Origin of the sequence: Pseudarthrobacter cellobiosi, assembly GCF_023913815.1 — a bacterium.
GTDB classification, from domain to species: Bacteria; Actinomycetota; Actinomycetes; order Actinomycetales; family Micrococcaceae; genus Arthrobacter; species Arthrobacter cellobiosi.
The window spans coordinates 196,964-210,378 of the sequence record NZ_JAMXBK010000026.1 but is presented as its reverse complement, the minus strand read 5'-3'; the positions used below and the strand labels follow the sequence as shown (position 1 = coordinate 210,378).

Annotated in this window: 16 protein-coding genes; 10 read left to right on the top strand and 6 right to left on the bottom strand. The window is 66.8% G+C overall.

The window, feature by feature from the left end:
- Positions 1–37: 37 nt before the first annotated feature.
- On the top strand, positions 38–439 hold the full coding sequence (locus NG701_RS14735; RefSeq protein WP_252568550.1) for a YccF domain-containing protein: 402 nt from the start codon (positions 38–40) through the stop codon (positions 437–439).
- On the opposite strand, the gene NG701_RS14730 is transcribed toward NG701_RS14735, so the two are convergent.
- Genes NG701_RS14730 through NG701_RS14720 form a run of 3 tightly spaced genes read right to left on the bottom strand, consistent with a single transcriptional unit; the run spans position 436 to position 3,168 of the window.
- Complete coding sequence (locus tag NG701_RS14730; RefSeq protein WP_252568549.1) at positions 436–870, bottom strand: VOC family protein; 435 nt, start codon at positions 868–870, stop codon at positions 436–438. The two genes, NG701_RS14735 and NG701_RS14730, sit on opposite strands and share 4 nt — an antisense overlap.
- Before the next feature lie 59 nt (positions 871–929).
- Positions 930–1,799, bottom strand: a complete 870-nt coding sequence (locus tag NG701_RS14725; RefSeq protein WP_252568548.1) for a DUF4031 domain-containing protein — start codon at positions 1,797–1,799, stop codon at positions 930–932.
- Between the two features lie 34 nt (positions 1,800–1,833).
- Complete coding sequence (locus tag NG701_RS14720; RefSeq protein WP_252568547.1) at positions 1,834–3,168, bottom strand: FAD-binding oxidoreductase; 1,335 nt, start codon at positions 3,166–3,168, stop codon at positions 1,834–1,836.
- A gap of 181 nt (positions 3,169–3,349) precedes the next feature.
- On the opposite strand from NG701_RS14720, the gene NG701_RS14715 reads away from it, so the two are divergent.
- The 7 genes from NG701_RS14715 to clpB all read left to right on the top strand — a co-directional run bounded on the left by NG701_RS14715 (position 3,350) and on the right by clpB (position 11,284).
- A complete protein-coding gene (locus NG701_RS14715; RefSeq protein ID WP_056341185.1) occupies positions 3,350–3,760 on the top strand; it encodes a TOBE domain-containing protein in 411 nt (136 codons plus the stop codon).
- A 44-nt stretch (positions 3,761–3,804) separates the two neighbouring features.
- Positions 3,805–4,572, top strand: coding sequence for a molybdate ABC transporter substrate-binding protein (gene modA / locus NG701_RS14710; protein WP_252568688.1), 768 nt, complete (start codon positions 3,805–3,807; stop codon positions 4,570–4,572).
- 54 nt (positions 4,573–4,626) lie between these two features.
- Positions 4,627–5,490: an ABC transporter permease gene (locus tag NG701_RS14705; RefSeq protein WP_252568546.1), complete on the top strand. Its 864-nt coding sequence runs from the start codon at positions 4,627–4,629 to the stop codon at positions 5,488–5,490.
- Positions 5,487–6,548 (top strand): sulfate/molybdate ABC transporter ATP-binding protein, encoded by a 1,062-nt coding sequence (locus NG701_RS14700; RefSeq protein WP_252568545.1) that lies wholly within the window; start codon positions 5,487–5,489, stop codon positions 6,546–6,548. Before NG701_RS14705 ends, NG701_RS14700 begins: the two co-directional genes overlap by 4 nt.
- A 68-nt stretch (positions 6,549–6,616) precedes the next feature.
- Positions 6,617–7,282: a hypothetical protein gene (locus tag NG701_RS14695; RefSeq protein ID WP_252568544.1), complete on the top strand. Its 666-nt coding sequence runs from the start codon at positions 6,617–6,619 to the stop codon at positions 7,280–7,282.
- A 185-nt stretch (positions 7,283–7,467) separates the two neighbouring features.
- A complete protein-coding gene (locus NG701_RS14690; RefSeq protein WP_252568543.1) occupies positions 7,468–8,229 on the top strand; it encodes a S1 family peptidase in 762 nt (253 codons plus the stop codon).
- A 397-nt stretch (positions 8,230–8,626) separates the two neighbouring features.
- Positions 8,627–11,284: an ATP-dependent chaperone ClpB gene (gene clpB / locus NG701_RS14685; protein WP_252568542.1), complete on the top strand. Its 2,658-nt coding sequence runs from the start codon at positions 8,627–8,629 to the stop codon at positions 11,282–11,284.
- A 12-nt stretch (positions 11,285–11,296) separates the two neighbouring features.
- Here clpB and NG701_RS14680 read toward each other — a convergent pair whose 3' ends face one another.
- Entirely contained in the window at positions 11,297–11,731 is a 435-nt protein-coding gene (locus NG701_RS14680; protein WP_252568541.1) for an ester cyclase, read from the bottom strand.
- A 104-nt stretch (positions 11,732–11,835) separates the two neighbouring features.
- The gene (locus NG701_RS14675; RefSeq protein WP_252568540.1) at positions 11,836–12,114 is read right to left on the bottom strand and encodes a helix-turn-helix domain-containing protein; all 279 of its coding nucleotides are present in this window, start codon (positions 12,112–12,114) and stop codon (positions 11,836–11,838) included.
- Between the two features lie 51 nt (positions 12,115–12,165).
- Here NG701_RS14675 and NG701_RS14670 point away from each other — a divergent pair, with 51 nt between their 5' ends.
- Complete coding sequence (locus NG701_RS14670) at positions 12,166–12,405, top strand: TIGR00366 family protein (protein WP_252568539.1); 240 nt, start codon at positions 12,166–12,168, stop codon at positions 12,403–12,405.
- Between the two features lie 27 nt (positions 12,406–12,432).
- Positions 12,433–12,711 (top strand): muconolactone Delta-isomerase, encoded by a 279-nt coding sequence (gene catC, locus NG701_RS14665; RefSeq protein WP_252568538.1) that lies wholly within the window; start codon positions 12,433–12,435, stop codon positions 12,709–12,711.
- 57 nt (positions 12,712–12,768) lie between these two features.
- On the opposite strand, the gene NG701_RS14660 is transcribed toward catC, so the two are convergent.
- A complete protein-coding gene (locus NG701_RS14660) occupies positions 12,769–13,410 on the bottom strand; it encodes a septum formation family protein (protein ID WP_252568537.1) in 642 nt (213 codons plus the stop codon).
- Positions 13,411–13,415 lie beyond the last annotated feature (5 nt).

Sequence of the window (13,415 nt, the reverse complement as noted above, 5' to 3'; positions counted from 1 at the left end):
TACGTTTTTGTCAGACCCCGCGGGGCACAATGGACAGATGAAGACACTGCTCAACATCATCTGGCTGGTATTCGGCGGACTCTGGCTTGCCTTGGGCTATTTCCTGGCTGGGATCATCTGCTGCCTGCTGATCGTCACCATCCCGTGGGGCATCGCGTCGTTCCGGATTGCGGCGTACACGCTCTGGCCGTTCGGGCGCATGGTGGTGGACAAGCCGGGCGGGACGGGCGGGTTCCCGCTCCTGGGGAATGTCATCTGGCTGGTGGTGGCGGGCATCTGGATCGCAATCGGCCACGTGCTGACGGCCATTGCCATGGCGGTCACCATCATCGGCATCCCGCTGGCCATCGCCAACCTCAAACTCATCCCGGTCAGCCTGATGCCGCTCGGCAAGCAGATTGTTCCCACCAACAGCCCGTTCGTTACCGCGTACCGTTAGCCGGCGGCATTCCCAGGGGCTTCGCTGAACCCGGGGACCAGTCCTTGGGCTTCGAGTTCTTCTGACCGGAGCGCCCGCAGAACACAGAATTCGTTGCCGTCCGGGTCGGCCATGACCGCCCACGTGACCTCCGGCCCCTGCCCGACAGAAATGCGCGACGCGCCGAGGGCTTCCAGCCGCTGCACCTCCTCGGCCTGGTCATCCGGACGCAGGTCCAGGTGCAGCCTGTTCTTGAGCTCTTTCCCCTCGGGAACCTTCACGAACAGCAGGTCCGGGCTGACGCCGTCGGCCGGGCTGCCTGCGGGCGGCTCCAGTACGATTTCGTCTTCCACCTCGTAGGTGCGGCGCCACCCCAGGGCCTTCTCCCAGAAGTCGGCGGGCACTTTGGGGTCAGTGGAGTCGACGCTGACGGCTTGGATGCGCAGGTTCATCCGAGCAGTCTTGCACCGGCCGGGGCGCCCGTAAAGGCTTCGGGCGGTTGCGCGAAGAGTCAGGCCAGCTCGCCCTGCAGGTTCCGGCGGGCGGCGTCGAGCCACAGTTCCCGGGCGCGGTCGCTGTGGAACAAGGGTTCCAGTTCCAGCAGGTGACGGACGACGGCGGCGCGACCGGCCGCGAAGTCGGCGTCGCCGATGTGCGCATAGTCTTCCCGGACGGCGGCCACATACCTGGCGTACGGCTCCGGTTCGCCGCCGAGGACTGACAGGTCCGCATCGCAGAGGAGGGCGCCGTCGTGGTCCCCTGGTTCCGGGCGGTGGTCCGACGTCAGCCTGACCAGCCGCGCCACCTCCTCGACATCGGCGGCCGGGAGCCCCGCGTCCGGGAGGCGCTCCTCGGCGAGGCGGGCCGATTCCTCCTCGTCCTGGCCGGCGACCCCGCGGTACACGGCATCGTGGAACCAGGCTGCGAGCAGCACGGTCCGCGGCGGATCGGCCGGGTCCGCGAGCAGGTCCAAAGCCTCAAGAACTGCCAGCAGGTGCGTGCAGCCGTGATACCGCCGGTGGTCCTCGCTCCAGCGGTCCAGCAGGTCCAGGAAGAGGGCGTCGTGGCCGGGCATGATGGTTTGCCAGCGGTTCAGCAGCGGGACCTTGAGGGACTTGTTGCGCTGCCGGGCCGGTATGCGCAGCCCGCTGGCGATGAGCTTGCGGACCAGGATCCGGCCTTCCACCGGAATGGCGCCCGCAGCTACGAGGTCGTCGAACCGGCGCTCGGCGACGTCGTAGTGGTCGCCGTCGAACGCCCGGTCCGGGACGCCGGCCGCGGCGGCGAACGCGTGCAGTTCCGCCAGCGACATGTCCGAGATGAGGTGCGAAAAGTGCGTGCCGTGGGCTGGCCACACGGGCGGATCCAGGTAAATCGCCATGGGGGAAGTCTAGTGCGGCTCTCCGCAGGGCCGCTCAGGAGCCGGCCGGCAGGATGTTCTGGTTCCCCTGGAAGACGTTCCGTGGATCGAAGTCCCGCTTGACCCTGGCCAGCCGCGCGTAGTTCCCGTTGCCGAACGCGGCACGGATGCGCTCCTGGCCTTCGTTGCCGATGAAATTGAGCCACACCCCGCCCGAGGCATAGGGCGCAATCTTGCCGCGGAAGTCCTTCACCCACGCCTTGGCCAGCTCGCCTTCCTCGGGCGTGGGGGAGATGCCGTACGGGTGGCTTACCCAGGCCGCGTTCCGGTTGATCAAGGGCGTGGCCGCCCCCGCGTTCCCGCCCACGGCGCCGCCCCAGCGGGCGATGAGCTGCTGCGACGTGGCATCGGGAAGGTTCCGCGCCGATTCCACAAAAAGATCCAGAGCCGCATCGGGAAGTTCGTTGTGGTAGTCCGCGCTCCAGTAGTTGTAGTGGTCCGGCGGATCATCCAGGGAGCTGTTGAACTCTGCATAGCCTGTGTCACCCACCAGGTTGACGGCCGGTCCGAGTTCGCGGAACGGCCGGGCATGTTCGGAGCCTTCCTCGGGGTCACCCGCGTAGACGTAGCCAATGGCGACGGCCATTTTTCCCACCAGATGCTCAGGCACAAACGGCTCCGGCGGCGCGGTCATGTACAGCAGCCCCACCCCGACGCCATCGGGGGCTGCGAGGGCCAGGTCCCGGAACGCCCGGGAAACATCAGAGGCTGCCTCCCCAGGCCACAGCCATATCCCGGCGTGGACCACGGGGCCGAGCCGGTGCGCCTGGAACGTGAAGGACGTGGCCACTCCGAAATTGCCGCCACCGCCATGGAGTGCCCAGAAGAGTTCGGGGTTTTCCCGGGCGCTCGCGGTGACGCGCTCGCCGTCGGCCGTCACCAGGTCCACCGAGACGAGACTGTCGCACGCGAACCCGAAGGAGCGCTCCAGCCACCCGGATCCGCCGCCCAGGGTGAAGCCGGCGACGCCGGTGGTGGAGGCCCGCCCGCCGGTGACGGCCAGGGCATGCTCCTGGGTGGCGCGGTCGAACTCGCCCCAGGTGACGCCTGCCCCGGCGGTGACGATGCCGGATTCCGGGTCCACGTCGATCGACTTCATGGGCCGGACATCGATCACCAGGCCGTCGTTGTTCATGGACATTCCGGCCACTGAGTGGCCGCCGGCACGGACAGCAATGGCGAGGGAATTTGCCCGTCCATAGCGCAGGGCTTCGGCCACGTCCGCGTCATTTGAACACTGGGCAATCACCGCCGGCCGCCGGTCAATGCTGGCGTTGAAGACCTTCCGGGCCGGGTCATAGTCGGGGCTGTCAGGCCTGATCCACTTCATCACAAACGCTCCTCAGCGACTGCGGCCCCTCCCCTCCACATAGCGTAGGACTTCGGCCCGGGACGTTCCATAGGCAGCCCAGGTGAACCCTCGAGCGGGAGCGAAACCAGCATTGGCGTCATCTTCGGATACGCGGCGAAAACTACTAAGAAAACCCGCAAATGCGGACTAGGATCATGAAATGCCCACTATTCGCGTATCCGAAGCCGCCCGGTTCCTCGGCGTCAGTGACGACACCGTCCGGCGCTGGACAGAGAACGGCAGCCTCACCCCGGTAAAGGACGACGCCGGCCGGCTGGCAGTCGACGGGCTCGAACTTGCCCGGCACGCCCAGAAGCTCGCGCAGCTTCCCGAGGACCCGCACCGTTCAGGGAGTTCGGCGCGCAACAGGTTCGTTGGCCTCGTCACGGGCATCACTGCGGACAAGGTCATGGCCCAGGTGGAACTCCAATGCGGGCCGTTCCGGGTGGTGTCGCTGATGAGCAGCGAAGCCGTCCGTGACCTGGGCCTGGAACTCGGCTCCGTGGCCACCGCGGTGGTCAAAGCAACCACAGTCATCATCGAAACCCCGCATGGAAAGAGCATCATTTGAGCACCCGCAAACACTGCGCAGCCGCCGTCATCTCAGCCGCCCTTATGCTGGGCCTCGCCGCGTGCGCACCCGCTTCCACGACGCCCACGGCCTCACAGCCCGCCGCGTCGCAGTCCCCGGACGCCGCCGGGCAGGTCTCCGGGACCATCACGGTCTTCGCGGCCGCGTCGCTCAAGGCCACGTTCACCCAGCTGGCCACCGACTTCGAGGCGAAGAACCCGGGCACCAAAGTCATGCTGAGCTTCGCCGGTTCCTCGGACCTGGTCACCCAGATCACCCAGGGCGCACCGGCGGATGTCTTTGCCTCCGCCGACACCAAGAACATGACCAAACTGGCCGATGCCAAGCTCCTGGACGGGACCGCGAAGAACTTCGCCACCAACGTCCTGGAGATCGCCGTCCCGCCGTCCAATCCGGCGTCGCTCGCGTCCTTCTCCGACCTGGCCAAACCCGGCGTCAAGGTGGTTGTCTGTGCCAGCCAGGTTCCGTGCGGGGCCGCCGCGGATACTGTGGCAAAGGCTGCGGGTGTGACCCTCTCGCCGGTCAGCGAGGAATCATCGGTGACGGACGTCCTGGGCAAGGTCACCTCGGGCGAGGCCGACGCCGGCCTGGTCTACGTCACCGACGTCAAAGGCGCCGGAGACAAGGTCAAGGGAATCCCGTTCGCCGAATCCGGCAAGGCGGTCAATACCTATCCCATCGCCACAGTAGGCTCGAGCCGGAACAAGGAACTGGCCGCAGCCTTCATCGCCATGGTGACCGGTGCCGACGGGCAGAAAACCCTCGGTGAGGCTGGCTTCGGCGCCCCGTAGCAACCCGCCCCACAGGCAACCCGGCACCGTAGGCAACCCGCCCCCAAGGAGACCATGAAACAGGCCAGGAACGGCGGATACGGCGGCGTCCCCCGCTGGATTTACATCCTTGCGGCTGCCGGCGGCCTGTTCGTGGTGCTGCCGCTGGCGGCCATGGTGGCCAAGGTCAACTGGGCCCAGTTCATCCCGCTGATCACGTCGGAAGCGTCGCTGCAAGCCCTTGGACTGAGCCTGCGCACGTCCGCGGCCAGCACCGTCCTGTGCATCGTGCTGGGTGTGCCGCTCGCCCTGGTCCTGGCCCGCGGTAGCTTCCCCGGCCAGCGCGTCCTCCGCTCACTGGTCCTGCTCCCGCTGGTCCTTCCGCCGGTGGTGGGCGGCATCGCGCTGCTCTACACGTTCGGGCGGCAGGGGATGCTGGGCCGGACGCTGGAAGTGGCAGGCCTGCAGATCGCCTTTTCGACGACGGCGGTCATCCTGGCCCAGACGTTTGTGGCCCTTCCGTTCCTGGTGGTCAGCCTCGAAGGCGCCTTGCGGACCGCCGGGAACCGGTACGAGGCGGTGGCCGCGACGCTCGGCGCGGGTCCCACAACGGTGCTCCGCCGGGTCACTCTCCCGCTCGTGCTGCCGGGACTCGCGTCCGGCGCGGTGCTGTCCTTCGCCCGCAGCCTGGGCGAATTCGGCGCCACCCTCACCTTCGCGGGCAGCCTCCAGGGGGTGACCCGGACCCTGCCGCTGGAAATCTACCTGCAGCGGGAAACAGACGCCGATTCCGCCGTCGCGCTTTCCCTGGTCCTCGTGGCGGTGGCAGTGGTTGTGGTGGCACTCGCGTACCGCAGTCCCCGCGCCGCCGAACGGGCCCCCACCCTGAGCGGCCAACGTACGACGACGGCGCGCGCCCCGGGCGGTGAAGCCCGGTGACTTTCTCGGTTCAGGCCGCCGTGGCTGGCCGCGGGTTCGAGGTCTCCCTCGCGGTGGGCCCGGCCGAAACAGTTGCCGTTATGGGAGCCAACGGCGCGGGCAAATCCACCCTGCTGAACGTCATCGCGGGCCTGCTGCACCCGGACTCGGGCACGGCCGAACTGGACGGCAGGACCCTGTTCCACCTCAGCGCGGGGCGAGGCGAATGGACGGCTCCGCACCGGCGCGGCACGGCCCTCCTGGCCCAGGAACCGCTGCTTTTCCCGCACCTGAGCGTGTTGGAGAACGTGGCCTTCGGGCCCCGGAGTGCAGGCGCGTCAAAACAGACTGCCCAGGAGTCCGCCCTGAAGTGGCTCGCGGAAGTCGAGGCGACGGAACTGCAGTCCCGCCGCCCGGCCGAGCTCTCCGGCGGCCAGGCGCAGCGCGTAGCCGTGGCGCGGGCGCTCGCAGCCGACCCCGGCCTCCTGCTCCTGGATGAACCGATGGCCGCGCTGGATATCCATGCCGCGCCGCTGCTCCGGCGCCTGCTCAAGCGCGTGCTGGCCGGCCGCCGCGCCATCATCATCACGCACGACGTCCTCGATGCCCTGATGCTGGCCGACCGTGTGGTCATCCTCGAGAACGGCCGGATCAGCGAGGAAGGCCCAACCCGCGGAGTCCTCCAGCGCCCGCGCAGCCGGTTCGCGGCCGGCCTCGCCGGGCTCAACTTTGTGGCGGGCCACATCACCGAACACGGTCTGCGGGCAGGCGCCCTCAACCTCTATGGCCACCACGACGTAGCCGGCCCGCTCCCCACCGGACAGCCGGGCGTGGCGGTCTTCCCGCCGTCGGCCGTTTCCGTTTTCCTCACCGAGGCGCATGGCAGCCCGCGGAACTCCTTCGCCGTGACCATCACCGACCTTGAGCCGCACGGGGACGGGATCCGGGTCCGCGCCGGGGACGGCGGTCAGCTGAGCGCGGACATCACGCCGGCGGCGTCTGTCGATCTCGGGTTGGCGCCGGGCATGCAGGTGTACTTCGTGATCAAGGCCGGCGCCGTGGCCATCTACCCGGGCTGAAGGGGTGGGAATCCGCGGGTAGGCTGGTCAGCGTCGTCCGGACGTGGCGGCGGTATTGGGGGAGAACCATGAAGAAAATTACGACGGCGGCTGCCGCCATTGCGCTGCTGGCGGGCCTGTCCGGATGCAGCCTGTTCCCGTCGCCGACGCCGCTGCCGGACATCGCCCCGGCAACGCCCGCGTCCATGCTTCCGCCGGAGTGCCCCTTTGTGGGCCGGGACGACGTGTCGCCGGTCCGGATCCCCAAGGGCACTCCGCGCGAAACCATCGGCAGCGTCCTGAACGCCTACAGCGGCTGGCTCAACGCCGGCTCCGAGCTGGTCACGGCGTGGAGACCGGGCAAGGCTGTGTCGGAAAACTGCGTCGCCGATCTCGCGGCGAAAAACGCGGAGGCCTATTCGAGAACCCTGTTCACCACCCACAGCGACGTCGCGTGGCAGGAATACTTCGCGTCGGTCAAGGTGATGAACCAGCAGAACCTGGCAGCGGTCCGCATTGCCGAGGCAGGTACGGGCGGGCGGGGCACATTTGCGCTGCTGCAGGAGGTCGATTCGAGCGCCACGGACAGCGGCACGTTCCTGAAGTTCGACGCCGTCTACCGCCCCACCGTTGCCGGGCAAGGCAGCTGGGAGGACCTGGACAAGCCGACGCGCTGGTATGTGGAACTCGTCCCGGCGGGGGAGTTCCTGGTCATCAACTACATCGAAACGAAGCCCGCTGCCGGCTATCCCTGAGTCCGGGTGGTCCGCTCCTGAAATGTAGTTGACTGATTTTGTCATTTAACGTGACAGACTTCACATCTGGCAGTAATGTCGCCTGTGGATCGCCCGCACCGATGGCCGGTCCATCCACTGGAACTGACCCGGCTGACGGCTGACCGCTGATGGCTGCGGGTCCACTCGCGAAGGAGCTACCCGCTTTGAAGATCGCCCGAATCCTGGCCGCGGCCGCAGCGGCCGCAGCGACCGCTGCCCTGCTGACTCCCTTGACCGCCCACGCTGCACCCGCAACCGGCGGTGATTCGGCCAGCCCGGACATCGCCGGAGGCACCACCACCACGATTTCCGCAGCCCCTTACGCCGCCCAGATTTCCTTCGATTCCACCGGGACCAACGTGGGCTGCACCGGCAGCCAGATCTCCGCGAGCTGGGTCGTCACGGCCAAGCACTGCAACTCAACATCGCTGAAGTCCGTCAGGCTGGGCACAACGTACCTGGAAACCGGCGGAACCGTGAAAACCGTGGCCGCCCGCTATGCCTCCAGCACCGGCGATGTCCTGCTCCTGAAGCTTTCAACCCCGCACTACGGCTCGTTTGTGGGGCTCTCCAGTTCGTTCCCGGCTACGGGCGCCTCGGCCAAGGTCTACGGCTGGGGTGACCAGACCGAAGGTGCGGGCACCATGTCCTACTACCTCAAAACGGCCAATGTCACGGTTGCCGGACAGGGGGTGGACACCTACGGAGGGCCTTCCGTTCGAACGCAGTCACAGTCCGGCCACACTCTGGGCGGCGACTCCGGCGGCCCGCTGATCGTGAACGGCAAGCTGGTGGGAGTGCTCTCCACCTCCAGCATCCTGCCGCCGCAGAACCCGTCCGACTACACGCGTTACTACAACGACCACGCCTCGATCGCCGGCAACCTGGCCTGGATCACCAGCGTCTCGGGGGTTGCCGGCTCCTGATCTGATCGGCCTAAACAGACCACCGGGCGGGTGGCTCCTTGGGGGAGCCACCCGCCCGGGATGCTCTAAGCCCGGCGCCCTACATTCCCGGGACATCGAGGGTTTCGTGGATATGGATGGTGGCGCCTTCGCCGGACATGAAGTGCGGGTGGCCTTCCATCAAGGCAACGGCGGCGTCCAGATCCTCGGCCTGGATGAGTCCCTGAGGTCACAGCATGATCCTAGGACTTTGCGGGCTGCTGCGGCAGTGGTGCCGGGAGCGGATTTCCGCTCGGCAGCGCGTGGCTCTGGACAGGCAGTTCGCCGTCGGCAAACATGGCCATGGAGGGAGTATCCTCAAAGTTGAGCGATATAGGCTCAACTTAGCGAAAAATGCACAGCCCGGAAGGAGCTCTCTTTGGACGTCAAATTCACCACCAAGAGCCAGGAGGCTCTTTCGGCAGCAGCCATGAACGCCTCCACGGCAGGAAATCCCCAGGTGGAACCTGCCCATCTGCTTAAGGCGCTGATGGATCAGCGGGAGGGCGTCGCCGTCGCGCTTCTCCGCGCCACCGGCGCAGACCCGGATGCCATCAGTGTGCAGGCGAGCAGTGCCATCAAGGCGCTGCCGGCAACGTCGGGCGGCTCCACGCAGCAGGCCCAGCTGTCCCGGCCCGCGCTGCAGGCCATCCAGAACGCCAAAAACGAGGCCGACAGACTCGGCGATACCTATGTCTCCACCGAGGTCCTGCTGCTGGGGCTCTCTGCCGGCAGTGACGCCGTCGGGCGGTTAATGCGCGACGCCGGAGCCTCCCATGAAGCGTTGCTCGCCGCCCTGCCGGGCGTCCGCGGCGACCGTAAGGTCACCACGCCGGACCCGGAAAACACGTTCCAGTCGCTGGAGAAGTTCGGCACGGACCTCACCGCGATGGCGCGTGCGGGCAAGCTGGACCCGGTGATCGGCCGCGATACCGAGATCCGACGCATCATCCAGGTGCTGAGCCGCCGTACAAAGAACAACCCCGTCATTATCGGCGAGCCGGGGGTGGGCAAGACCGCGGTGGTTGAAGGGCTGGCCCAGCGGATCGTGGCCGGGGACGTCCCGGAAAGCCTGCGGGGCAAGACCCTGATCGCCCTGGACCTCGCCTCCATGGTGGCCGGGGCGAAATACCGCGGCGAGTTCGAAGAGCGGCTCAAGGCCGTCCTAGAGGAGATCAAGAATTCGGACGGGCAGATTGTCACGTTCATTGACGAGATCCACACCGTGGTGGGTGCCGGTGCCACGGGCGAGTCCTCGATGGATGCCGGCAACATGCTCAAGCCCATGCTGGCCCGTGGCGAGCTGCGGCTGATCGGTGCCACCACGCTGGACGAGTACCGCGAGAACATCGAGAAGGACCCGGCCCTGGAGCGCCGGTTCCAGCAGGTGTACGTGGGTGAGCCCAGCGTGGAGGACACCATCGGGATCCTCCGCGGCCTCAAGGAACGCTACGAGGCCCACCACAAGGTGACAATCGCCGACTCAGCGCTGGTAGCCGCGGCTACGCTGTCCAACCGCTACATCTCGGGCCGCCAGCTGCCGGACAAGGCCATCGACCTGATGGATGAGGCCGCCTCCCGGCTGCGGATGGAGATCGACTCCGCGCCGGAGGAGATCGATCAGCTGCGCCGCGTCGTGGACCGGCTCACCATGGAGGAACTGGCCCTCGCGAACGAGAAGGACGCCGCCTCGGTGGAGCGCCTCGCGGCCCTCCGCGCCGACAAGGCGGACAAGAGCGAAGAGCTGGATGGACTCAACGCCCGCTGGGCAGCCGAGAAGGCCGGGCTCAACCGGGTGGGTGACCTGAAGGCGAAGCTGGATGAACTCCGGTCCACCGCGGACAAAGCCCAGCGCGAAGGCGACCTGGAAACCGCGTCGCGGGTGCTGTACGGCGAGATCCCGGCCTTGGAACGCGAACTCAACGCCGCAGCGGCCGCTGAGGAAGCGAACACGGACAAGTCGGGCCAGATGGTGGCCGAACAGGTCACCGCGGACGACATCGCAGAAGTCATCTCCGCCTGGACCGGGATCCCGGCCGGGCGCATGCTGCAGGGCGAAAGCCAGAAGCTGCTGCACATGGAAGAAGAGCTCGGCAAGCGGCTCATCGGCCAGGCGAAGGCTGTCACGGCGGTTGCCGACGCCGTCCGTCGTGCGCGGGCCGGCATCAGCGACCCCAACCGGCCCACGGGTTCGTTCCTGTTCCTGGGGCCCACGGGCGTGGGGAAGACTGAGCTGGCCAAGGCGCTCGCGGGTTTCCTGTTCGACGACGAACGCGCCATGGTGCGGATCGACATGTCAGAGTACGGCGAGAAGCACTCGGTGGCCCGGCTCGTGGGTGCCCCTCCCGGCTACGTGGGCTACGAGGAAGGCGGCCAGCTGACTGAAGCTGTCCGCCGTCGGCCGTACTCGGTGATCCTGCTGGACGAGGTGGAGAAGGCCCACCCCGAAGTCTTCGACATCCTCCTGCAGGTGCTCGACGACGGCCGCCTCACCGATGGGCAGGGCCGCACCGTGGACTTCCGCAACGCGATCCTGGTGCTGACATCCAACCTGGGCAGCCAGTTCCTGGTGGACCAGTCTCTGGACCCGCAGGCCAAGCGCAACGCCGTGATGGCCACGGTGAATGCGTCCTTCAAGCCGGAGTTCCTGAACCGGCTGGACGAGGTGGTGCTGTTCGACGCCCTGTCCGTGGACGAGCTGGCACGCATTGTGGAACTGCAGGTGGCCGAACTCGGCAGGAGGCTGACCGGCCGGCGGCTTACCCTGGAAGTGTCCGAGGGCGCCCGCGCCTGGCTGGCCATGTCCGGCTTTGATCCCGCCTACGGTGCCCGGCCGCTGCGCCGGCTGGTGCAACGCGAGATCGGCGACCGCCTGGCCAAGGCCATCCTGTCCGGTGGGATCGCTGACGGGGACACCGTGCTGGTGGATGCAGCGGCCGACGTCGACGAACTCACCATCGAAGGACTGGAGGCTCTGGCAGGGCCCGACGGCGGTGCTCCGGCCGGCACGGGCCTGGTGGTGCGGCCGAAGGAATAGGCACCCGGTGGGTTAGCCTGCGGTTTGTGCCTGGGAGGGCACAGCGGTGAGTTGCTGTTTGATGTCCTCCCAGTTCGTCGCCACACGGCGTTCCACTATGAGTCCATCCACCACCCGCTCCAGGGTCAGGCTCTCGCTGGTAATGGGGGCTCCGGTCGGGGCGATCCCTTGGAATTCGCCGCCGCTATGCACTGCATGCATGGTCACTCGGCACGCGACCATATCTCCTTCGGCGATTTGGTCCGCCAGGGTGAAGCTGGTCCCGCTGAACGTGATGTTCCAGCCCTTGATGGCCGTCAGCATTGTGTCCCGGTCCACTGGTTCAGTGTTTCCGTGCACGAACGCTTGGAGTTTGGGCGACAGTACCCGGGTGAGCTCGGCCTCGTCTTGGTCCTCAAAGGCCCGGAAGAACCTGCGTACCACTTCCTTGTTCTGGTCAGTAGTCATTGGACTTTCCCTTTCGATGCTTATCCGGGAAGCTCCGGATAAGCACAGATTAGGATCATGCGGCACAGCCCAACTCCGTGTACGCACGTAGTTGGGAGGGGGAATCAGCGACGCCGCGGAGGGTTTTGGTGGAGGACCGCCAAGGTGTCCTGCTCGGGCCCCAGAGCGTGCCGGAACGCGTAGTTGGCGGCAGCCGCGCGAGCTGCCGGGCCCTCAACGCCGATCTTAAGGTAGAGGTTGGCCGCGTGCCGCTCGACTGTCCGCACGCTGAGCCCCAACTCCGATGCGATGGATTGGTTGGTCTCTCCTCCGGCAATGAGGTGGAGCACCTGGGATTCGCGTGGCGTCAGGCGAATGCCCGGCGAACCGGGGGATCCTGCCAATGATCCTGGCGGCGGCGGTTCCTGCAGTTCCTTCACCAGGGAATCGGTCTCTTGGGTCGTCAGAGTTCTGCCCTCCCGGAGGTATTCGCGGAAGGCATCCTCCCCGAGAAGGGCGGTGGCCGTGGACGCAGTACGGACGAAATCGGCCTGGTCCAGCCCTTCTGGATCCTGCCCGCCCTGGCCCTGTCAAAACTCAAGCTCAAGGACATTATGGGTTACACCGTGATCATGATGTTCTGGGTTGGCATCATCTACATCGCTGCCATCCTGCTCTGGGGCTACCTGGGCTAAAGCCCTTCCAACAAGAAAAGAGAACCAATGCTGTTCCTGGTACGCATGGACGTCAACCTTCCCGCTGACATGCCTTCTGAGGAGGCGGCCGCCATCAAAGCAGTGGAAAAGGCCTACTCCCAGGACCTGCAGCAGCAGGGCAAGTGGCGCCACATCTGGCGCGTTGTGGGCGAGTACTCCAACTACTCGGTCTTTGATGCTGAAAGCAACGACGAGCTGCACAACATGCTCTCGGGCCTGCCGCTGTTCCCGTACATGGACATTTCGGTCACGCCGCTGGCGAAGCACCCGTCAGACATCAACTGACGCCCGCTGGTCCGGATCGGTACCAACCGATCCGGACCGGCGTGTTTTGTGGGTTGTTTAGGGCAGCGCGCTGGCGTTGATGACGTTCCCGCCGTCGGCCGTGACGTAGCAGTCCACGCGCCGGTCGCCTGATTCCCAACTGGTGCTGCTGGGGTAGGCCCGCTGGAAGTTCAGCGTGTACTCGTTCGCTGCCGGTGCCAGCTTCGCCGCCTGGCAGGCCTCCAGGGCCTTGGCGGCCAGGGCCTCCCGGCCAGGATAGGAGCCGACGGCGGGGTAGCGGAAGACGGCCACAAGCTGGGCTGAGTGGCCGGTATCGCAGGCCACCACCGTTGACCGCAAAGCCTTCGGGTCAAAATCCTTGAAGCAGTCGCCCAGCCGGTAGTCCGGCGGCTCCACACCCTCACGGGGGAGGGGGAGCGGGGTGGCCAGGGGAGTGGGTGTGGTTTCCACGACCACGGAGCCGCCGTCGCCGGTCGTTTCCGGTGCCCCGGAATCCAGCCACGCGGCGAGCCACACCAGGCCTCCCACCACACCGAGCAGAACCACCACGAAGACAGTCTTCAGGAGCGTAGATGCGACCCGCCGCGGCTTCCGTGCCGGGGGTTCCACGGCAGTTGCCGGAACAGCCACGTGCGGCAATCCGGCGGTGGGCGGAGCGGCAGGTTTGGGCGGGACGGGGCGCGGTTCCTGGTTGTCCATCCGGA

Excerpts from the sequence above, each read along its gene's own strand:
- NG701_RS14715 (WP_056341185.1), top strand. The coding sequence starts at position 3,350 with ATGCCCACTATTCGCGTATCCGAAGCCGCCCGGTTCCTCGGCGTCAGT.
- NG701_RS14695 (WP_252568544.1), top strand. The coding sequence starts at position 6,617 with ATGAAGAAAATTACGACGGCGGCTGCCGCCATTGCGCTGCTGGCGGGC.
- NG701_RS14660 (WP_252568537.1), bottom strand. The coding sequence starts at position 13,410 with ATGGACAACCAGGAACCGCGCCCCGTCCCGCCCAAACCTGCCGCTCCG.
- catC (WP_252568538.1), top strand. The coding sequence starts at position 12,433 with ATGCTGTTCCTGGTACGCATGGACGTCAACCTTCCCGCTGACATGCCT.
- NG701_RS14705 (WP_252568546.1), top strand. The coding sequence starts at position 4,627 with ATGAAACAGGCCAGGAACGGCGGATACGGCGGCGTCCCCCGCTGGATT.
- NG701_RS14730 (WP_252568549.1), bottom strand. The coding sequence starts at position 870 with ATGAACCTGCGCATCCAAGCCGTCAGCGTCGACTCCACTGACCCCAAA.
- NG701_RS14735 (WP_252568550.1), top strand. The coding sequence starts at position 38 with ATGAAGACACTGCTCAACATCATCTGGCTGGTATTCGGCGGACTCTGG.
- NG701_RS14725 (WP_252568548.1), bottom strand. The coding sequence starts at position 1,799 with ATGGCGATTTACCTGGATCCGCCCGTGTGGCCAGCCCACGGCACGCAC.
- modA (WP_252568688.1), top strand. The coding sequence starts at position 3,805 with ATGCTGGGCCTCGCCGCGTGCGCACCCGCTTCCACGACGCCCACGGCC.
- NG701_RS14680 (WP_252568541.1), bottom strand. The coding sequence starts at position 11,731 with ATGACTACTGACCAGAACAAGGAAGTGGTACGCAGGTTCTTCCGGGCC.
- NG701_RS14720 (WP_252568547.1), bottom strand. The coding sequence starts at position 3,168 with ATGAAGTGGATCAGGCCTGACAGCCCCGACTATGACCCGGCCCGGAAG.